This window comes from Chryseobacterium sp. ZHDP1 (assembly GCF_018603435.1).
GTDB lineage: Bacteria > Bacteroidota > Bacteroidia > Flavobacteriales > Weeksellaceae > Chryseobacterium > Chryseobacterium indicum.
In genome coordinates, this window is sequence record NZ_CP075682.1 from 297,524 (window position 1) to 320,004 (window position 22,481).

The 22,481-nt window shown below is 35.0% G+C and carries 13 protein-coding genes and 1 tRNA gene; 8 read left to right on the plus strand and 6 right to left on the minus strand.

The window, feature by feature from the left end; translation table 11 throughout:
• The first annotated feature begins 47 nt into the window (after window positions 1–47).
• Genes KKI44_RS01380 through KKI44_RS01395 form a run of 4 tightly spaced genes read left to right on the plus strand, consistent with a single transcriptional unit; the run spans window position 48 to window position 8,427 of the window.
• Complete coding sequence (locus KKI44_RS01380; RefSeq protein WP_214589509.1) at window positions 48–4,169, plus strand: phage tail tape measure protein; 4,122 nt, start codon at window positions 48–50, stop codon at window positions 4,167–4,169.
• Window positions 4,156–4,569, plus strand: a complete 414-nt coding sequence (locus KKI44_RS01385; RefSeq protein ID WP_214589510.1) for a hypothetical protein — start codon at window positions 4,156–4,158, stop codon at window positions 4,567–4,569. Before KKI44_RS01380 ends, KKI44_RS01385 begins: the two co-directional genes overlap by 14 nt.
• A complete protein-coding gene (locus KKI44_RS01390; RefSeq protein ID WP_214589511.1) occupies window positions 4,530–6,584 on the plus strand; it encodes a hypothetical protein in 2,055 nt (684 codons plus the stop codon). The genes KKI44_RS01385 and KKI44_RS01390 overlap by 40 nt, the downstream gene beginning before the upstream one ends.
• Window positions 6,574–8,427, plus strand: a complete 1,854-nt coding sequence (locus KKI44_RS01395; protein ID WP_250902135.1) for a hypothetical protein — start codon at window positions 6,574–6,576, stop codon at window positions 8,425–8,427. Before KKI44_RS01390 ends, KKI44_RS01395 begins: the two co-directional genes overlap by 11 nt.
• A gap of 15 nt (window positions 8,428–8,442) precedes the next feature.
• On the opposite strand, the gene KKI44_RS01400 is transcribed toward KKI44_RS01395, so the two are convergent.
• Window positions 8,443–9,612, minus strand: a complete 1,170-nt coding sequence (locus KKI44_RS01400) for a site-specific integrase (RefSeq protein WP_250902136.1) — start codon at window positions 9,610–9,612, stop codon at window positions 8,443–8,445.
• Between the two features lie 182 nt (window positions 9,613–9,794).
• A tRNA-Arg gene (locus KKI44_RS01405) sits at window positions 9,795–9,868 on the minus strand.
• Between the two features lie 59 nt (window positions 9,869–9,927).
• Here KKI44_RS01405 and KKI44_RS01410 point away from each other — a divergent pair.
• The 3 genes from KKI44_RS01410 to KKI44_RS01420 are packed head-to-tail and all read left to right on the plus strand — an operon-like array spanning window position 9,928 to window position 13,703.
• Window positions 9,928–10,974 carry an ABC transporter substrate-binding protein gene (locus KKI44_RS01410; protein ID WP_214589512.1) on the plus strand — a complete coding sequence of 349 codons (1,047 nt, stop codon included), beginning with the start codon at window positions 9,928–9,930 and terminating at the stop codon, window positions 10,972–10,974.
• 40 nt (window positions 10,975–11,014) lie between these two features.
• Window positions 11,015–11,659, plus strand: a complete 645-nt coding sequence (gene mtgA / locus KKI44_RS01415) for a monofunctional biosynthetic peptidoglycan transglycosylase (protein WP_214589513.1) — start codon at window positions 11,015–11,017, stop codon at window positions 11,657–11,659.
• Between the two features lie 13 nt (window positions 11,660–11,672).
• Window positions 11,673–13,703, plus strand: coding sequence for a site-specific recombinase (locus tag KKI44_RS01420; protein ID WP_214589514.1), 2,031 nt, complete (start codon window positions 11,673–11,675; stop codon window positions 13,701–13,703).
• 4 nt (window positions 13,704–13,707) lie between these two features.
• Here KKI44_RS01420 and KKI44_RS01425 read toward each other — a convergent pair whose 3' ends face one another.
• The 4 genes from KKI44_RS01425 to KKI44_RS01440 are packed head-to-tail and all read right to left on the minus strand — an operon-like array spanning window position 13,708 to window position 16,499.
• A complete protein-coding gene (locus KKI44_RS01425; RefSeq protein ID WP_108411556.1) occupies window positions 13,708–14,001 on the minus strand; it encodes a hypothetical protein in 294 nt (97 codons plus the stop codon).
• Window positions 14,001–14,657 carry a hypothetical protein gene (locus KKI44_RS01430; protein ID WP_214589515.1) on the minus strand — a complete coding sequence of 219 codons (657 nt, stop codon included), beginning with the start codon at window positions 14,655–14,657 and terminating at the stop codon, window positions 14,001–14,003. Before KKI44_RS01430 ends, KKI44_RS01425 begins: the two co-directional genes overlap by 1 nt.
• Before the next feature lie 3 nt (window positions 14,658–14,660).
• Complete coding sequence (recF, locus tag KKI44_RS01435) at window positions 14,661–15,740, minus strand: DNA replication/repair protein RecF (RefSeq protein ID WP_214589516.1); 1,080 nt, start codon at window positions 15,738–15,740, stop codon at window positions 14,661–14,663.
• A 3-nt stretch (window positions 15,741–15,743) separates the two neighbouring features.
• Window positions 15,744–16,499 carry a hypothetical protein gene (locus KKI44_RS01440; RefSeq protein ID WP_214589517.1) on the minus strand — a complete coding sequence of 252 codons (756 nt, stop codon included), beginning with the start codon at window positions 16,497–16,499 and terminating at the stop codon, window positions 15,744–15,746.
• 18 nt (window positions 16,500–16,517) lie between these two features.
• On the opposite strand from KKI44_RS01440, the gene KKI44_RS01445 reads away from it, so the two are divergent.
• Window positions 16,518–22,454 carry an alpha-2-macroglobulin family protein gene (locus KKI44_RS01445; protein WP_214589518.1) on the plus strand — a complete coding sequence of 1,979 codons (5,937 nt, stop codon included), beginning with the start codon at window positions 16,518–16,520 and terminating at the stop codon, window positions 22,452–22,454.
• The last annotated feature ends 27 nt before the right edge of the window (window positions 22,455–22,481 follow it).

Genomic DNA, 22,481 nt, shown 5'->3' on the forward strand with positions numbered 1-22,481 from the left:
TCACAAAATTACCTGCAAATCGACATTGCCACAAATTCTTAACGAAAATGGCAGGTACAACAATTACCACAACCGGTATTCTTTATATCAACGGGAATCAGGTTGAAAACACATTTAAAAACATATCCAGTGTAACCAAAAGATTAGAAGCTGAATTAAAAAGGCTTCCTGTTGGTTCTGCTGAGTTTGTAAGAAAAGCAGAAGAATTAAAACGGGCAAGACAAAGATTAGCTGAAGTTAGAGATGAAGTTAACGGAGTCAACGATTCTATTAACAAAGCTTCTGGCTTCTTAGATTTATTTGGAGGCGGACTTTTAAAGTTTGGAGATACTTTTAAGGAGGTTTTTTCTGCAAATGTCGCTGAAAAATTTTTCGATGTTATTATAGATAAAGGCAAAGAAACTATTGATCAACTTCTGAAGGTTGCAGATGCAATGACAGATGTTGAAAAAACTAGCGGAATGTCAACGGAGCAGGTAAAAGATCTTTGGACTGAGTTTGATGCTATGGACACAAGAACCAGCAAACTTGACCGTCTTAAAATTGCTGAAGTAGGAGGACGTCTTGGGGTTCCCATCCAGGAAATGAAAGATTTCGTTCAGGAAGTTGATAAAGCCTATGTTGCTTTAGGAGATAGTTTTGAAGGCGGCTTGGAAGGTGTTGTTGATCAGCTCGGAAAAATAAAAGGGCTTTTCAAAGACACAAAAGATCTTGAATATGCTGACGCGATTAATAGGATCGGTTCAGCCCTTAATACTTTGGCGGCTTCCGGAACATCCTCGGAAGGAAATATCTCGCAGTTTGCTTTAAGAGTAGGATCCCTTCCAGATGCATTAAAGCCGGGTGTTGATAAAGTTCTGGGACTTGGAGCCGCCTTTGAAGAAGCTGGTATTGATGCTCAGATTGCTTCTTCCGGATTCTCTAATTTCATAAGTACAGCTGCAGGAAATATTGAAGGTTTTGCAACATCAATGCACATGAGCGTAGCAGAAGCTACAAGCTTAATGAATACCAAGCCTGAAGAATTTTTCCTTCGTTTCGCTGCTGGTATGAAAGGTCTTGACGCTCCTGGAACTGCTAAAGTTTACGAAAGCTTAAAGTTAAACTCTCTTGAGGTTCAAAAGGCAGTTGGTGCAGCTGCTAATAAAACTGAAGAATTTAAAAAAGCGATTAAAACTGCAGGTGTCGAGATGTCTAAAGCAACTTCTCTTCAGGACGAATTCAATAAAAAAAATAATAATGCTCCGGCAATCCTGGAAAAAATTAAAAATGGTTACAATGATATTTTTACATCTACTAATGTCATTAATCAGTTTGAAAAACTTATTCAGGTTACAGGTTGGCTTACAGGAGTAACTTCAGAAGGTAGTGATGGAATTAATGTTTTTAAAGAAAGGCTGAAGTTTCTTATCAATATTATAAAAATTGTTATTGCCGGTTATCTAGGTTATAATGCTGGAGTTCTTTTATCAATCTTAATTACAAACAATGCAACGCGTGCAACATGGTTAAGCATCATTGCAGATAAGGCAAAAGCTGCAGCCATTTGGTTAAGCCAGGTCGCAATTTTAGCTTATAATGTCGCTTTAGGTATTCTTACTGGTAGTCTCAGAAGGGTTCGGCAGGCGATGGCTGTTTTTAATGCAACTACGAATGGAAATGGTCTTGGGGTTTTAATTGGTTTGATCGCTGCAGCTGTTGCTGCTTATAAAGTTTTTTCAGATCAGTTGGATGAAACTGCCAAAAACAAAAAAACTCTCGATGAATTAAGTAAAGATGCTTCTCAAAATTCAGCTAAAGAAATCAGCGCCCTGGATCAGCTTTATAAAAAGGCTACAGATGTTAATAAATCGACAAAAGATAAAGTAGCAGCTATCCAGGAATTAAAAGCTCAATATCCGGATTATTTCAAAAATATTTCTGATGAAATTATAATGAATGGCAAAGCTGAAGACAGCTACAATAAATTAAGAGATTCAATTATTGCATCGGCCAGAGCCAGTGCAGCTCAAAAAAAACTAGAAGAAAGGGCGGCTGAAAGACTAGAAAGAGATCAGAAACTTGATGATGATATTGCCGAACAGGACAAAATAATTAAAAATCCACAATCAAGAACTTCACAGGGTACAAGCTTCTCCGGAGCAAATGAACTTTCCGGAGGCGGTCCCAGAACTATTTCAAAAGAAGAAGTTGCTGCAGCTGCTGCATATAGAAAACAGGTATTATTAAATATCAAAGCGGCCAAACGAAAAGAAGACGAGGAAAAAGATAAATTTTTGCTGGATATTTTTGAAGCCGGAAAGCCTAAAAAAACTGAAGATCCTGGTCCTGTTGTTCCTCCTAATATTCCTCTTCCGGATAAAGATAAAAACCTGGAAAAGAAAAAGGCTGATGATCTTGAAAAAGCGAGAGACGCTGTAAATAAAGCCAACGAAGCAAAAGCTGAAGCTGATAAAAAAGCGAATGAACTTGAAAAAAACAGGATTGACGAGCAGTTCAAAATTTGGGAAGAAAGTAAGCAAAAGGAATGGGATGTTGAGCTGCAAGACTATGAAAATCGAAAAACTGAACTTCAGCAACAAACCAACGAATTTAATAATCAGATCAAAAAAACTGATGATGAAATAAAGAAGCTTGAACGCGATAAAAAGGAAACAAAAAACCCTGCTGCAGCTGCTGAATTTGGAAATGCTATTGCCGGCCTTCAGGATGCAAATAAAAAAAGACAGGAACTGATCGCCGCTAATACTAAAATTGAGGATCAGATCTTCCAAACTCATGGATTCAATTTATTGAGAATTGAAGAGAAATACCAAACGAAAAAATATGAAAAGGATGTTGAATTTCTCCAGAGTTCAGCTGATCTTACTAGAAAAAATGCTGAAGATTCAATCAACAATATTACCACGATGGAAGAGGCTAAGGCTGCTCTTTCTGAAATGGGATATCTGAAACTTACTGAAACTGAATTAAAGGCTATAGAGACTTTAGAAGATGCCAAAAAAGCTCTTAGAGAAAATGCAGACCGTGCTTATCTGAAATCTCAAGAAGATTTTCTGAAGGAACAACAAAAATTACTTGAGAGATTACTTCAGGATCCTTCACTTTCTTCTGAAGCTACCGAAAAACTTAAAAAAGATCTTGACGATCTTAAAAGTAAGATCACAGAGGTACAATCAGCAATGAAAGGAGGTACTGAAGCTGATGATAAAAAAGTACAGGAAGAAGGCGATACTAAAAAAGAGGAAATTGATATTCTCGGTTTTTCAGCAAAAGACTGGAAAAAAGCCTGGAAGAACTTGGATACTACTGAAGGGAAACTGAAAGCTTTAAAAATGGTTATCGGTGCTTTAGGTAATGCTTTTCAGGCATATTATCAGCTGCAGAATGCACTTGCCGAAAGAGAAATGGCAAAGTTTGAAAAGAACAATGATAAAAAGAAAAAAGATCTTTTAGGGCAGTTGAATTCCGGTTTGATCACTCAGGAAGAATACAATAAAAAGCTTCAGGGATTAGACGCTGAAACGGCCAATAAAAAAGCTGAAATAGCTTACAAACAAGCGAAAACAGAACGTGCTTTAAAGATTGTTGAAATTATTGCAAATACATCTTTAGCAATCATGCAGGCATATAGCCAATTAGGTCCTATTGGGGGTACTATCGCAGCCGTATTGATTGGAACCCTGGGCGCCGTACAATTAGGAACTGTAATGTCAACGCCTCTTCCGGATAAGCCAACATTTGCAAAAGGAGGTTTCACTTCGAAAAATGGATTTGGAGATCCTGATGAAACAGGTCTTGTTCCGGCGGGAATTGTTCATGCTAATGAATGGGTCGCTCCTCCTTGGATGCTTCAGAACCCAAAAACCGCTCAGGTGATTGATTATTTAGAAAGTGTTCGCCAGGGAAAAACAAAACCTTTTGCAGAAGGAGGATTCTCAGATCCGGGTTCAGATTCTCCAAAAGTCAATCCAACTCAATCCCAAACCAATTTAATTGATGTTGTGAGCCAAAACCTGCAGGTCATGTCTGAAGTGAAAAATCTTCTTCAGAAAATAGATGATGAAGGTATCGAATCCTATATGGTTGCTGATGCGAAAAACGGGAAATTAATGAAAGTGGCAATAAAAGAAATCGAAACAATTGAAAACCGAAATGCAAGAAAATAACTTCCAAAACCTTCAAATTTTCGAATCTGCAATTCTAAATGAATGCTGCGATTTGATAAGCCAGAGAGCCAAAGAAATTACTGGAGAAGATATCTATCTCGTAGGTTCAGTTTCCAAAATTTTGAATGGAGATTTTACTGAAGAATACAAAATAAAGGACATTGATTTTATCGTTTCAATGGCTGGATTTCAAAAACTGATCCGGAATAAGGATCTCCTTTTTCCGGAAGCCAGGACCATTGAGCAAAGACCTGAGCGCTTAATCATTTACCTGAACAGTTTTGCCATTGAAATATGGAATTACCTAGAGCGAAACACTGATAAACAAAAGAAATTTTTTAAAAATAAAATACCTTACTTATGCCAATTAGAACAAAACAAGAAACTCAATACGTATTAGTTTGCCCACCAGGACACGCGGGCGGTTCTGCTTGTTCTACGATATCTACAATTGTCGATGTTCCGATCAGAGACTGGAAAATTAATCCACCGCAATTAAATAAAGTTTGGCAGATGGGAACCGCTGCTCCGGGACAATTATTTCAGGACTTTGTATTTCCTGAATTGGAATTTGTTTATACATATTCAAATTATAGATTTAAAATTAAAAAAAATATTGCTTCAGGTTCGGTAGATTTTGTAAATCTTACTTCTGTAAAGCTTGTAGGAGATACTTTTAACCAATCCAATCTTAATACAGAAAGGGTTTTTTGTGATTTTCAGAACCTGGATAATTTATCAGTTGGAAATCATGTGCAGCCAATCACTATTGAAGCTTATGGAATTGACAGTAGCAATCAGGAACATTTTGTAGAATCTTATTATACGGAAATTTCAGTTACGGTACAGGCCGGAACAGGAATTTCAACCGACAAAAACACCTATAATTTAACCTTTAATAAAGCCGATGGACTTTTATCCGGCGATGATAAAATTATAGTTTTTGTCACGGATCCGGTGACTGTTACAGCAACTGATCCATTCATTAATCTTACACAAGATTCTGTAAACTCTCAGAGACATTTGAAGTTTCAAAATAATACGGTTATTCAAAATAAAGCTGTAGGAAATTACTCCGGAACAGTAACAATTCAAATTGGATCAGCAGTAAAAACAGTGACGGTAAATTTACAGGTGATTAATGATAATACAATTTTTTATGTTAATCCGTCATCTGTAAATACTTCACTTCAGAAAAATTTATCTGAGACAAAACAGTTTTCCTCAAATATTTCTAATCCGAATAGTTTAACAATTGTCGTTGAAAGTAAGCCGTCATTCATTGATACAGCTGTAATTAGCAACGGCGTTTTGAATTTTACAACTGTAAATTCTTCAACACTTTCCGTTGGTAATTATTCCGGAGAAATCCTTCTTCGTTCCGGAAGCGTTGTAAAAAAAGTAACTGTAAATATAAGTGTTGTTCAGGCTATCACTCATGATTTTTTCGGATCAAACTATTACTTTGCAAAAGATCCAAATAAGGTTATTTTAAATAAAACTGTTTCATCGTCTACCTATGTTAAAATGACTTTAAAAATGTTCTTTAATGGATATGGTGAACAATACCAGGAGGAAGAAGAATATACATTTCCATATTTCAAAGGTTCGGTTGAAATTTTTCCAGGTGATGAAGTTCAGGATTTCTTTATTAGAGCTTCAGATATTACCACTTCTTTGGATCCGGTGTATCAATATAGTCTTTCGTTAGTTGAAATGAAATTTGAGGAGATGAACGAGCTTGATGAAGTTCAGTCAACATTCATCATTGATAACATATATTTTGCTCCAGGGAAAAAGCCAAAATGTTTTCCAATTTTTTCAGATTATCCAATTAGAGGTACATACAATCAAAGTATTATTAAACTTAATGTAGACAGGCTTTCAGAGAAGGACGAATTAAATCAACTTTTTGCTCAATATACGTTACCAAAACCTGTTCACACACCAAAATTTAATGTTGATCAGTTTACTTTTTTACGATCAAGTTTTAAACCGGAACTGCAAAAAAAGATTATTGCTTCGAATGAGATGCAGTTTATTCCTCTTCCGGAACCGGAAAGGATCATCCATATTGAATGGGAAAATCAAAATCTAGTTTTTGACTGGTTTTCTGCTTCCGGAGATGTTAAAATCCCTGTTGAAATTGAACATGTTTTGGGAGAATCTGATGATTACCTGGAGGAAAAATTTGACAGTGTTGCTAAAAAAACATTAACTGTCAATACAGGCTGGATTTTGAAAGAAGAGATTGATTTAATTACAGATCTATTGAAATCACGACTATGTTTTGTGTATGCTGAAGGGATTAGATATAAAGTTTATCCTATCAGTACAAAAAATGAATTAAAGGATTCCGGGATGAATACTTTTTCTATGGATATCGAATTTAAAATTTTGGAGAATGAGGACTAGAACTGATCAATTTATCACAGAAAAGTCTATCATTCGACTGACTGGTATCGAAACGAATTTCACTGAAGAAAATCCGCGCTTTAAGGATTCAATCTGGACAAAATATACATTACCATTCAAATATTTTTATACGAGGAATTTTCTAAGTGAAAATGGACAATATTCTTCATTAACCAATAATAATTTGAAGCAAAAGCATGAAGGATATCACGTTTTTGAAGGTAAAATAAGAAAGGGGGTTCTCGAGTTTTTAGAGATTAGAAAAAAATGGGCCAGTATTCAGATTGATTCAGGATTCGAAGAGCTTCCAAATTTCGAAAAAAAGCTAAAGGATCTTCCTGTAGAATTTAAACTTGTCAACGATATTTATGATCACGCAAACGAGATTGTTACGAAAAAGTATCCGGAAACAAATTATAATTTTCCGAAACTTTATACTACTCAGTACGACACTGAACAGGACGGATGGAAAAATTTTAATTCATTTATAAATGATAGAATTTTAACTGCAGGAACTAATATTAAAGAATTTCCGCGTAATGAAATTCAGGAAAATGTTAATGGTTGGGATGTTTTAAACAGAAATATCATTCAACCGGTTCCGTATTTATTGCACGTTTTAAAAGCGGGTTTTCAGGATGCAGGTTTTGTTCTTCAGGGCGATATCCTTGAAGATCCACAGCTGAAGCAAAAAGGCATTTATTCTCCGGAGCAATATTATACCACTGGGGAACAGAAGTATCAAAAAACTTATGTGTTTTCAGCTGAATTTTTTGATAATGAAATCGTTGCCGGAAATATTTTTGGACATTGGACAAAGAAATTTAAAATTGATGCTCCAGGAAAGTATCGTTTAATAGGAAGCTGTTTAACAAATAATGATGCAAACTGTTCACTTACTATTAAAAAAAACGGTGTTACCCTAAATATATATGGTAGTGGAACTACATCCCAGTTTATTAATTTCGATCAGATTATTGAAATCGAAGTTGATGAAGCGGAAACAGCTCCAGAGTTTAGCTTTGAATTTTTCGGAAGAGTTTTTAGCGATCGTTTTACTGCAGATGCTGTAAATATTGGAGTTGCAGAAATAAAAATAAATCCAATGAGACAAAACACCACTTCCGGAGATCCTATTCCGTTTGTTTTTAATTTTGATAGAGTAGATCTCAGAAGAGCGCTTCCGGATATGACTTTTGGGGATTTGGTAAATACTATAAAAAACTGGAGAAATTATGATCTTACTTTTGAAAATAATGTAGCAACGATGAACAGGATCGTAATTGACAAATTAAAAGAACCGGAAGATTTCAGAGAATTTGAAATTGAGGATCCAATTCGTCAAAGAAATGACAAAAAGTATTTTAATATAAAATTTCCGGATGTCGAAGGTGTTCAGCTCGACGATGTTTTTTTTGATGAAAATGGATATCAGCTAAACAAAGCTATTTTGCCAAAAGATACAACTGAAATTGTTATTAATGGCTTTTGTCTTCCTTTAGAAGTTTTCCGAGCTGTAACAACTGCAAAAGTTTATGACGAAGGAAATTCTTTAATGCTGGTTCATTACGATGGTCTTGACCAAAATGGAGATAATCACGCCAAAAATCCTGACGGACTGCATGGAACTTACTTTGCAGAATCCGTGAAAGATTGGTTTTTGAACAGGTTAACTAATTTCACGTACAAATGGACGTTTTTAATATCAAAATCAAAGATCAGGAAGTATAATATCAGATCAGAAATCTTTGCATATAATAAGAAACATTGGATTAAATCCTGGGTGAAAAACTCTGTTTCGAAAAAATATTATTCAGTTGAGATAGAAACAGAGACTTTTTAGTCTCTGTTATTTTATTTAATCCAAGAGGTGTAAGGTTTCCACAACTTCATCCTCAACAATATGAGCATAGATCATTGTTACTTTTATGTTCGAATGTCCTAATAAAACCTGTAAATCTTCAATTTTACCTCCTTTTCTGAGGTAATTTGTTGCAAAGGTATGTCTGGCCACATGATTTGAAAGATGTTTGCGAATTCCCAGAAATTTAGCAACATCTTGAATTGTTTCATTTATTGTTTTTGCTGTAATCGGATTGATAAATAAATTCTCATCATTTTCCAGGATCTTTTTACAAGTTACATTTGTTTTTAGGACTTGCTGTTTTTTTGACTTTTGATTCCAAAAGTTAAAATATTCATCGTTAAGATCCGCTCTTTTTAATTTACGCAAATCTTCTATTCTTAAGCCTGTCATACAATTGAATAAAAAATATCCTAAACTTTTCTTATGTGCATCGCTTATAAAGGACGAAAAAAGATATTCTTTCATTCTATCAACTTCCTCAAGATTTAAATTAGTTCTGTGAGATCGGTGCTGTTTGATTTTGATATCCTCGACATCAATATTTATTTGATATCCTCTTTTTTTTGCAATTTTAATATAATGCTTTACAATTTTAACATTGCTGTCAACGGTTACTTCAGCATTACCTTTATTGTATATTAAGAATCTACGATACTTTAAAATAAACTTGTCATTAATTTCTCCAAATAAAATACTTGATCTGAATTCTTTAAGTTTAGCCAAAATAACTTTTTGATTTTTACGAGCTCCTTCAGTCATGGACTTCAAGTCCATTTCATATTCCATAAACGGAATAAAATCAATACTTAAATCCGGCCTTTTAATGAGTTCCACACACTTTTCAACCGTTAAAACTTGATTGTTAAGCCTGAATTGTATTTCAATTTTATTTATCTGAGCTTTTAATTCATTGAGTAAAAGATTAAGATCATTCATATCTGCAGGTTTTACAACTTGCCTTTTTTGATCCCATTCCGTCTTTTTCAAAAAAATGTCAACCGGAATTCTTTTTCTTTGACCATGTATATAAAGATTTAAATAAAGAGGATATTTTCCATCTTTATTTTTATAATCTGTTTTTAAAAAAAATGAATGTTTCATAGCTTTTATTATTGGAGCGCTGCCAAAAAAAGCCGATGAATAAAGTGAGTTTGCTAGCATAGTTAAAAAATTAATTTTAACCGGTCATTTTTGTCACTGGAAAAACATTTAGTGCCAAGCTTAGTGACAAAAAAAGGAATAATAAGCAAAATCTATAGTTTTGGGATTACTCCTTTTTAACCGTAAATGCTTATTATTCCTGTTTTTTGCAATTTTCTTTAATAAAAGTATATTGCAGTTTGTGACCTCGACAGGATTCAAACCTGTAACCTTCTGAGCCGTAATCAGATGCGCTATTCAGTTGCGCCACGAGGCCGTTGTTTCCTTATCGTTTAAAGGTTTGCAAATATAGCACTTTTTTCTTTTCTTTGAAAGATGAAACCGAGAATTTTACTATTAATCGCGTTTTTCGCGCTAACCTCTTGTAAAAGAGAGACAAAAAATTCACCTTCGGAAGCTGTTTCAGTTTCAAATTTGGTGCAGTACAAAGAAGAGAATGGAGGAATACACATCAAATCCGGAAATTTCACCTATGATTTCAAGAAAAATCAGATTCCGTTTAAAAAAATTATCCTGCTGAATGCAAGTATGGCGGGTTATATTTCGGAACTGAATGCAGAAAATCTCATTATCGGTGTATCAAATCCCGAATATATTTATTCTGAAAAAATTCAGAATTTAATTAAGCAGGGAAAAATTCAGAATTTGGGAAGCGAACAGAAATATAATGTGGAAAAAATTATTTCCCTGAAACCAGATGCCATTTTTACCAATCACATTGCAAGTTTTGACAATACCTACCAATTGCTGAAAAACAACGGCATTCAGGTTGTCTTTCTGGATGAATATCTGGAGCAGAAACCTTTGGAAAAGACAGCTTACATTAAGCTTTTCGGAAAACTTTTAGGAAAAGAAAAAGAAGCGGAAACAAAATTCGCCGAAGTTGAAAAAAACTACAGTGATCTGAAAAAACTGGCGCTTACTGCAAAAGAAAAACCAATTGTTTTAGCAAACGAAATGTATGGAGATGTATGGTATCTTCCGGGAGGAAAAACTTCTGCTGCTAATTTTATTTCCGATGCCAATGCAGAATATATTCTTAAAGACAATACAGATCAGAAGGCTGTAACCATGAGTTTTGAAGAGGTTTTTGCAAAATCCGGTAAAGTACAGTATTGGATCAACGCAGGAAATCATATCTCCAAAAAAGAAATGCTTAGCATGAATCCTTTTTACAGCAAACTGAATGTTTTCAATAAAGGAAAAATCTATGTGATTACAGGAAAAGAAAAAGCACAGGCAAACGATTTCTTCGAAAGTGGTGTGGTACGTGCAGATCTGGTGTTGAAAGACTATATTAAAATTTTTCATCCTGAACTTTTACCCGGATATCAGCTTACTTACATGAAAGAATTGCAATAACTCGGAGTATTTCCTTATTTTTGACTTTCTTTTTAAAATTATGTGGAAAAAAATTAAACAGATTATATTCGTCCTTCTTATTCTTAACGTAGTTTTTATTGTCTGGGGAAGATTTTTCAATCCTCCCATTACGCTTACCCAGATTGGAGGACTCTTCGAATACGGAAGATTGCAGAGAGACTATATTTCCTATGATGAAATGGGAAGTAATGTAAAAAAAGCAGTAATTGCTTCCGAAGATCAGAAATTTTTCGATCATGATGGTTTCGATTATCAGGCGATTGAAAAAGCCATGAAAAACAACGAAAAAGGAAAAAAATTAAAAGGAGGAAGTACGATTTCTCAGCAGACGGCAAAAAATATCTTTCTTTGGCAGGGCAGAAGCTGGATCAGAAAAGGACTGGAAGCAGTGTATACCTTCATCATCGAAAAAGTCTGGAATAAAGACATCATTCTGGAAAGATACCTGAATTCCATAGAAATGGGACAGGGTGTTTTCGGGATAGAAGCGGCTTCAGAATATTATTTCGGAAAATCATCCAAAGATCTTACCACCTCTGAAGCAGCATGGATTGCAGCCGTTTTACCCAACCCTAAAAAATACGATCCCAAGAATCCATCCCCATATCTGAAAAAGAAGCACAACTGGATCATGAGACAGATGAGGAATGTGAGTCTGAAATAGTATCTTTGCACCAATGAAACTCTTTAATTCCAGCACAAGTTTTGAGTCTGCTCTTAAAAAATATTTTTCTTTTAGGAATGAAACACTTTCGCTCGATCCGTTTGCCGAAATTTTAGAAAGCGTAAAAAAGTCAGATTTTGCAGATCTTCTCAGCTTTTTCAGAGCAAATACTGAAATTCTTGAGAATTTTAAATATTACCTTCAAAATATTTTTAAAGGAAAAGCATTCAACTTATCGCTTACAGAAGCCAATATTTTATCGGAAAATGCCTTTATTCCGGAGCTTAAAAAAAGAATTCTGAATAAAGTGCTTCCACCGGTCGTTAACGAAAATACGATCTGGTATATGATTGATAATGTAAGTCTTACTCCGAAAAAAGATCTGAGTTTCTTTCATAATCTTCCTGAAAATGAAATAGATGAACTTTTCAGATTGCTGGAAATTTCAGATTTTATCGTCAGTCCGGAAGTGAAAAAAGAAATGCTGTTTTCTATGAACATCCTTTCATGGCGCGTTACAGGGGCAGCGATGGAAGTTGAGGTGGTAAGAATGGCTCCTGAATACAGAAAGTTTGATAATCCTTTCCTTGCCCTTCAGAACGAGCTTGAAGAATTGGCTGCCGATTTCGAAAAAGACAATCAGCTTCAGCTTAGTTCTAGAAACAGCCGTTACAAGCAGATTAAAATTTACATTGAACAATGTCTGGAATTTGTAAATATTGCCTTTAAAAACTCTTCCAAATACGGAATTTCGGGGAAAATCAATCAGTCGCTGCTTAAAATCCGCCAACAGGTACAAAGAATTTTTGAAATCATTCAGCTTTTGGTTATTGATGAGGAGAAAGATGTTTTATTGAATTCCAAACAGTTGGTTTTTAATATTTTAAGCTATAAATCTCACAGGAATAATATTTCTGAACTCATCAACGACAGTACAAGGCTGATTTCGCATCTGATCACGAATCACACTGCTGAAACAGGAACCCATTACATTACTTCAAGTCGGAAAGAGTACATGACGATGTTCTACAAAGCGAGTGGAGGAGGAATTATTGTAGGTGCATTGTGCGTACTGAAAATGCTGTACGGATACATTCCCGGAAGCGATTTTTCCCATGCCTTTTTGTATTCCATGAATTATGCGATGGGGTTTGTGATGATTTATCTCATGGGTTTCACTTTAGCAACAAAACAGCCAGCCATGACGGCGGCAACAATGACGAAAGTGCTTGCTGAAGAAGGAAATATCAAAAGCAGCAGTACAGAGTTTGCCCATTTGGTTTCCAAATTATTCAGAAGCCAGTTTATTGCTTTTGTCGGAAATGTTTTGCTTTCCTTTCCTGTTGCTTTGCTGATTATTTACGGACTTGATGTATTTTTCTCACAAAATTTAGCCATAGAAAGATCAGATAAATTGCTGAAAGATTTAGATCCCTTTAAATCCAAAGCCATTCTTCATGCGTGTATTGCCGGATTTTATCTTTTTATTTCAGGGATTATTTCAGGAAATATCGGAAACAACTCGGTATTTTATCAGATTCCGGAAAGAATTGCTAAAAATATTTCCATCAGCCGATTGTTCGGTAAAAATTTCGCTAAAGGATTATCCAAATATTACGCTAAAAACTGGCCCGGAATTGTATCCAACTTCTGGTTTGGTGTATTTCTTGGGGCAACAGCTCCGGTAGGATTATTCCTGGGACTGGATCTTGATATTCGCCACATTACTTTTGCGGCAGGAAATTTAGCTTTGGGATTGTACGGCAAAGATTTCACAATTGATTCTTATACCTTTTTCATTTCTCTGATAACGGTTTTCCTGATCGGGTTTTTCAATTTTCTGGTAAGTTTCAGTCTGTCTATGTTTCTGGCTTTCAGATCCAGAAAACTGAATTTCGGACAGGTAGGAGAACTGTACAAAGGAATTTTCAGGTATTTTTTAAAGCACCCGCTGAAATTTTTCCTTCCGATACGATCCGGTCTTGATAAAAGAGCAGACGAACTGATGAGTAGTACAAAAACGGCAAAATCTGAAGAAGAGTAAAATTTTACAATATCTGAAGATCATCAAACTTCTCCACACCGAATTTATCCTGAAATTTTCTCAGGAAAAAGCTTTTACGCATCTGGAAATCATGCTTCAAAAGCGGCGAGTTTATTTTTATAAAAACGCATTTGTTTTCAATATTTACACTCTGTATTTCGTTGAAAAGGCTTTCATCAAGATAATCCGAAAGAAAATCTTTAATCTCAAAAGCTAAAAGTTTATGCTCAAAACCATGAATTTTGGCAAAAGATTTTACAAGTTCTGAGGACTGGAATTCACGTTTTTTCTTCTTCATTATTTACTGATGTATTGTGTTTGCAAACCTTTGCTTTGGAAAAATTTTTCTAATTCAGGATATATAAATTCACAGGCTTTTTTCCAGTTGAAAAATTTTGAAGGATAGCTTTCTACATTTCCGCACTCAAAGCAAATTTCAATTATTTCGAATATTCTGTCGTTTTCATCATAAAAAACAATGGCATTTCTTGGGAAAAAGCATCCTGACTGAGAAAACATGGTGATAACATGTTTATTACAGGTATTAAAAATAATATGACTGAGTTTTGATATTTCTTCTAAATTCAGAGTTTTAGATTCTTCAATTTCTTTTTCAGATTGATTTTCTATAATCTCTCTAAAATCTATGGACTTGGGAAGATTATAAAATTCGTTCAATTTTACAGAATCTTCTTTTGTTTTTGGCGGCGGTGGAGGTGGTATATAGCCTGAACTCTTTTTAAAATTTAAGTTATAAGAAACGATTTTGATTTTACTTGCTTTATTAAAAGGATAGTTTTTTATTCTCTGACCGAATGAAACCGGCTGATAATTTTTATTGATTTCACCTTCTGAAAAAGCATAATCATCAGGCAAGTCTTTCGCATTTTTCTTCTTTTGACCTGAATGAAAACAAGAACAAAAAGCAAAGAATAAAAACAGTATATTTTTCATGGCTTAAATCTCAAAAATGATACTTTCTTCATTAATCTTCTTCACCACACTTTCCGTGCGTTCACGATGTGTATCCGTAATAAAAATCTGTCCGAAATTCTCCTGATTCACCAGTTCTATCAATTGAGAAACACGGCTGTCGTCCAGTTTATCAAAAATATCATCCAGCAAAAGAATAGGCGTTTTCTTTGTTAACTCTTTTATCAGGCTCATTTGTGCCAGTTTCAAAGAGATTAAGAAGGATTTCTGCTGTCCCTGAGAACCTATTTTCTTAATTAAAACGGAATCCATTTCAAAAAGAAGATCATCCTTGTGAATTCCTTTCGAAGTATAAGTCAGCATTCGGTCTCTTTCCAGACTTTCCTTTAGCAGATTTTCAAAGGAATTTTCAAGCAAATGAGACTCATAAAGCACAGAAACCGTTTCCTTTCCTCCGGAAATAATCCTGTAAAAATTCTGAACAATCGGATTTAACTTTTCAACGAATGTTTTTCTTTTAGTAAAGATTTTGGTTCCGAATTTAATGATCGGATCATCATAGATTTCCAGCGAATCTTTATCCCAAACCCTATTTTTGGAGAAATATTTTAGCAAAGCATTTCTCTGCTGAATCGTTTTCTGGTACTGAATTAAATCAAAAAGATACTCAGAATCCGTTTGTGAGATCATCGAATCCAGAAATTTTCTTCTGCTTTCTCCCGAATCCGAAATTAAATTTGAATCGTACGGCGAAATCATCACACTGGGTAAATAGCCGATGTGATCCGCCATTCTGTCGTAGCTCTTATCGTTTTTCTTAATGACTTTTTTTGCTTCTTTAGGCTGAAGTACTTTGATGTTATCCTCACTGTCATCATTCTGAATTTCAGCATCTATCGTGAAGAAATCTTCGTCATTTTTAATATTGTTGAGATCTGTATTTCCCAAAAAACTTTTGCCTACGGAAAGATAATGAAGCGCATCCAGAATATTGGTTTTTCCCACGCCGTTATTCCCTACAAAGCAGTTGATTTGCGGAGAAAATTCGAATTTTTTCTCGGTGTGGTTCTTAAAATTGTACAGGGAAAGCTTCTTGATAATCATTCGTCAAAAATACTTCATTATTCCTAAAAATAAAAAGGGAAGTGCCGAACAAGTTTCTACCCCGAAGGAAAAATACACATCATCTCTTTCATTTTCAGAGAAATAGATGAAAATATGCGTAATGATGCTTGAAAGAAAAAAAGCAAGAGCATAATTGAATTCAAGATAAAAAACAGACAGAATATTGCTGATAAAAATAAGCAGATAAGCCAGATATTTCGTATTCTGAATGCCGATCATCGTGGGAAACGTTTTCACGGTATCTACATTCATGTCCCGAATGTCGAAAGGTAAAACCAAAGCCGTAATGAAGAAAAAACTGATCAGAAAGATGGGAATACTGAATTCCGGAAGGCTAAGCCAGCAATTCATCAGTCCCCAGACCAATCCTACATAAAATACCTTCAGCAGAGGAATTTTCCTGATATAAACATCGAGAAAAAAGCTGTTGTACAGTAAACCTAAAACAACGATGACAAACCATTTCATCAACCGTACTTCATTATGGTTATGAATAATTAAAAAAGCACAGATAATTCCCGCAAAAGCATTGACAATTAAAATTTTAAAGAAATGCTTTGTTTTCTGGTATTTGGTATACAGATAACCGCTGAAATACGTTATGAAAAGAAGGAAAACCGTCGGATAGCGGAACGTATTTTGCTCCAGCATGAAAAATACTGCAAAAAGAGTTCCCGTTAAGGATACGTAAAACTGACTATCTATAACGGATTTTTTCAGTACTTTTAAGAAATTCATTTATCAAAAATAACATATATGAAAAGATTTTCCAAGATTTTTATGCTTTTGCTTCTCCTGCTGAATTTTTCGGAGATTTTTGCCCAGAAATATTATGAAGAGCAATGGAAAAAAATATCAGCAAATTCCCAGAAAGGAGCGTATAAATCTAATCTTCCCATCATTTCAGAAATACAGAAACAGGCGATGAAAGATAACAATACTTTACAGCTTATCCAGTCTTTAAAGGCAGAATTCAGTATCGTAAACCAAACACAGGACGATGAAAAGAACGATTCCGTAAGCAGGCTTTTCAAAAAACTGAGTGATGTAAAAAAACAACTGAAAGACGATGACAGGATATTATTTGAAGTTCTGCTGAACGGTTTTTTCCTCGATTATTACAACCAACATTCTTGGGAGATCGAACAGCGTACCAATATCAATTCTCAGGATCTCTCGCAGATCGAGACATGGAGCAAGCTTGATTTTAAAAATTATCTGAATAAAAAATATCAGGAACTTGATCTGCAAAAAGATAAAATGAGAAAAATTTCTCTTATAAAATATGAGAAAGCTTTTTCATACAACGATTATATTTCCTATTTCCCGACTTTATGGGATTGGTATTCGACCAAAAAGATCGAATTTCTTTCTGATAATGGTCTCTTTACCAAAAATGAACTTACGGAAAATCAAATAAAGATTAACACGATCTATGATGATCTGATAGCGCAGAATTTGGGCAATCCCAAATTGTATTTCATGCATAAAAAATTGCAGGCCAACTGTAATCTCACACTGTGTAAAGATCGTCCGACTCAGCTTCAAAACCTTTTGAAAACGGAAACGGAAGGCGATTATAAAGTTCTGATCATGGAAGATATAATGGAACAGTTGCTTTCCCAAAAAAAGGAAAAAGAAGCTCTTGCAATTGCGGATCAAGCAAAAAAGCAGTATCCCAAATCTCCTTTTATTGATAATATTAAAAATAAAGAAAATCAGATCTTAAATCCGTTTCTGAATATTAAATATGAACAGCAGACCCAAAGCAATAAGCCGATTCATTTTGTAGCAGAATATAAAAATGTTTCCACCTTTTCAATTAATATTTATGAAGTAAAAGAGGATCTCACTACTTTTTTGCAGTACGCCAAAAGCTCGTATTCTACTAAATTTAATAAGATTAAAAAAAATCTGGTTAGGAAAGAAGCGTACAAACTGGATGATCCGAAAGATTTTAAGAATCATAAAACGTCCTTAGAAATACAATCTCTTCCGCCGGGAATTTATCTTGCCGAATACAACGTTGCCGGAATCAGCGACAATGAAGCCGAAGCGGAAAAAGACTTTTATTTTCTGGTTTCGGATAACAGAATTATTTATCAGTCAAAAACAGACAGAGATCAGTTATCCAATCAATTAAAATTAGTGAGCAGTGAAAACGGACAACCCGTAATTAACGAAAATCTTACGTTTTATGAATTTGTTTCCAATAATAATTTAACCAAAATAAATGGTAAAACTGATAATAATGGTATTTTCAGATTTCCTGCAACAAAAAACAATGATTATTACAGAACATTCCTGATCCGACAGCCAAAAACCAATGATGTTCAGATCATGGAAGTCTATGGAGAAAGGGGCTACAATAATGATCAGAATACGGAAACAATACGCAGTAAGGCGCAGATTTTCACAGATAGGGCAATTTACAGACCGGGACAGACGGTTTATTTTAAAGTCATTAATACACAGCGTGATAAAGATATAGAATCTGTAGTGGCCGGATTAAAACAGAAAATTACATTAACCGACACCAACGGACAGGAAGTTTCTTCGCAGACATTTACCACCAATGAATTCGGTTCTTATCACGGAAGTTTTGTGCTTCCGAAAGGGAAACTAAACGGAACTTTTTATATGAGAACGGATGGAAATGACGGGTATAAAAATTTCAGAGTGGAGGAATATAAAAGACCGAAATTTGAAGTGACGCTCGATCCTGTAAAAGACGAATACAAATACGGACAAACGATAGAACTGAAAGGAAAAGCCATGATGTTTTCCGGAGTTGCTTTAAGCAATACAACCGTTAATTATGAAATTAAAAAACGAAATATCCGCGGGAGATATTTTTCATGGTATCCGCAAAATGATGATGATAATGAAAACTCAGTTTTAGGAGAAGCAAAAACCAATGAAAAAGGAGAATTTATCATTAAAATTGATCCTGAAAAAGACGAAAATGTAGAAGGAATTCAGATTGATAATTATGAAATTAGTGCCTCTGTAACTGATATTAACGGTGAGACACAGACTGCAGATACCCAGTTGAAAGTGGCTTCCGTTTCTCATTATATTCAGGCTGATGAAATAAAGAATGTTTTTTCTGATGAAAATGTAAAACTGAATGTTGAAACAAAAAATTACAACGAACAGCTTCTTAAAAAATCGTATCAGGTAAAATTATCAAAACTGGTTTCTCCGGACACAATTTTCAGACAGAATTTCAAATCGGAAGTTCAGGATTTACCAAAATTATCAAAAGAAGAATTCATCAGCAGATTTCCGCATGATTTTTACGATAAAAATGATGAACCTAAAAACCGGAAATCAACCGTAATTCTTGAGAAAACACAGCAACCAATAACTAACGACCAACAATCATCAACCAATCTGGACTTAGGAAAGCTGGAAGCCGGAGATTATCAGTTGGAACTGTATAATATTGAAGGAAAAGACACGATAAAAACGCTGCAGAATTTCAGTGTTTGGGATAAAAAATTGCTTAAACCTGATCAAAAAACTTTCCTGACGGTTGTACAGTCCAAAAAAGAACTGAAAAGAGGAGAAAAAGCTGCATTTACGGTTTATTCTTCGGTTCCGAACGCTCTTCTGAATATTTTTGTACAGAATGGTTCAGGAAAAACGGTTTCTGAGGTTCTGCCTTTCAAAAACGGAATGCTGGAATATACTGCAGCTATTCCAAAAGATAGAGATATACGAATTTTGAATGTACAGTTTCAGGTAGTTGCCTTTAATGACGTTCAGACAGAATCTGTAAATCTGGATATAGATGATACCGATAAGTCTTTAACGATTGAAACCCTTACTTTCAGAGATAAAATTCAGCCGAATTCAAAAGAAAAATGGTCTGTAAAAATTTCAGGAAATGAGAAAGAGAAAATCAACGCCGAAGTTTTAGCGAATATGTATGATATGTCTTTGGATAAATTTACTGTTAATCGATATGAATGGTACACTTTGTATGCATCGTTTATAAGTACAGTATCATACGATATAAGAGATTATCTGCGACAAAAATATTACCAGAAAAGTATTCAATATTTCAAGGAAAATAATATAGAGGTTCCTCAATTTAATTGGTTCGATAGAAGCTTTATATATTCTTTACAAGGTGCGGTTGCAGGAATATCTGTGCAAAATAAAGTTTTTTCAGAGCCAGCTAGAGCTCCTAAATCTGAAATGTCTCCAAGAATGAAATTATCAAGTGTAAGAATGGATGATGCGGCAATTGATATTCTTAATTCAGGAAGACAACTTACAGAGCAGGAAAAGAAAGAATATTATGATGGAACCGATGGAGATGGTATAATGGATAAAGATGATAAACCTTTGGAAAATATTCCCGTGCGCCAAAACCTAAACGAAACCGCATTTTTCTACCCGGATCTGAGAACCGATTCCGAAGGCAATGTAAGCTTCGAATTTACTTCTCCTGAAGCACTGACAAAATGGAAGCTGATGTTTTTGGCACATACGAAAGACGCAAAAGCAGGAACACTGGAAAAAGAAGTCGTAACGCAGAAAGAATTTTCGGTAACGCCAAACTACCCAAGATTTTTGAGAGAAGGGGATGAACTGAATTTCCAGTCCAAACTATCTAACCTAACGAGCAAAAAACTAAATGGTTCGGCTCAATTGCAGATTCTGGATGCGTTCACCAATGAAGATATTTCGTCTCAGTTTGGGTTAAATTCTGGCATTCAGAACTTTGATCTGAATGAAAACGGAAACTCAGCCTTGACATGGAAAATAAAAGTTCCGGAGAATGTTTCATCCATTATTTTAAAAGTGGTGGCAAAAGCAGGACAATATTCCGATGGAGAACAGAAAGCCATCGCGGTTCTACCCAACAGAATGCTCGTAACCGATGCGGTTCCGGTTTTTGTAAAAGAAGGTGAAACCAAAACATTTGAACTGGAAAACCTTAAAAATGCGACTTCAAGCACGATTTCCAATGTCTCCAATACACTGGAACTCACGACCAACCCAATCTGGGAAATCATGTTTGCGCTTCCGAGCCTGAAAAATGACCAGAACAATTCAGCGGATGTGATCTTTAACAAATGGTTTGCCGATGTTTTGGCATCAGAAATCTTTAAAGCCAATCCGAAGCTGAAAACCGTTTTCGAAGAATATCAGAATAAAGGATTATTGAATTCCAGTCTTGAAAAAAATCAGGAACTGAAACAGTTGTTACTGGAAGAAACACCGTGGGTTCTGGAAAGTAAAAATGAAGAAGAACAGATGTCGAAACTGGCTTTGCTGTTCGATGTCAATTCAATGAAAAATTCAATTCATCAGGATTGGGAAGATTTAGAGAGACTGCAGAATCCGGATGGAGGATTTTCGTGGTATAAAGGTTATCCGAGTTCATATTCCACATCATTGTACATTCTTAAAAATTTAGGAAAAATCAATGTCTGGCTGAAAGATAACGTAAAAGATTACCAAAGTTCAGAACAGAATGAAATGGTTTCCAACCTGATCAAATACGTAGACAATGAAATTGAAAAATACACTTCGACTTCGCTCAGTGCGGGAAAAGAAAATGTAATCAATAACTGGACTTTAGACTATCTCGACACGCGAAATTACTGGGAAAAACAATATCCGTTAAAAGGAAAAGGAGCTACTTTAAAATCTTTGGTAAAACAGAAAGTAAAAACGATGAAAATTACAGATTTTACCTTCTTCGGACTGCATCGTGCCGCTTTACTGATGAATGATTATGGTTTAAAAGAGGTTTCAGATAAATTATTAAATTATTTAAAAGAAACTTCCGTAGATTCAAAAACGCAGGGCGTGTACTGGAAACAGAATCTTGATGACTGGGGCTGGTTCAGCTCGAAAGTGGTGAATCATGCAGGAGCATTGGAAGTATTTAACAGATTAAAAACCAACGATCAGAAGTTCATTGAAGACATGAAAATCTGGCTGATCACGCAGAAGGAAGTGAATTCATGGGGAAACTCAAGAGGAACTTCGGAAGTTATTTTTACGATTTTAAATTCAGGAAAATCATGGACGACTGCGGAAAGTGATAAAGCAACGATTGTTTGGGGCGGAAAAGAGCTTCAGCCGCAAACTGAAGCGACAGGTTATGTAAAATCTACCGTGAAATCGGATGTTTTAGATAAGAATTTAGCCACCGTTACCGTCACAAAACCGGGAGCAGGAATTGTTCAGGGAGGTTTATTCTGGCAGTATTACGAAGATCTGGATAAAATTAAATCTTCCGAAAATCATATTTCGGTTACCAAAGAATTATACAAAAAAATCAAAACCGTGAATGGGGAAGAATTGCAGGAAATCACTTTTGAAACTCCATTGAAAGTAGGCGATAAAGTGACGGTACGAATGATTTTAAACACGGATCGACCGATGGAATTCATTCACATCAAAGACATGAGAGCTGCAGGATTTGAGCCTTTGGACGTCCTTTCAGGGTATCAGTGGAAAAATGGTTTGGGCTATTATCAGTCGACCAAAGATGCTTCCACTAATTTCTATATTGAACAGATGCCGAAAGGAAAATATGTTTTTGAGTATGATTACGTTGCCAATGCATCCGGAAGATTCTCGAACGGAATTACCACGATCCAGAATTATTACGCACCGCAGATGAATGCGCATACGAAAGGAAGTAATGTGATGATTTCGGAATGATTTGTTTACAAATGATAAAACGGTAAA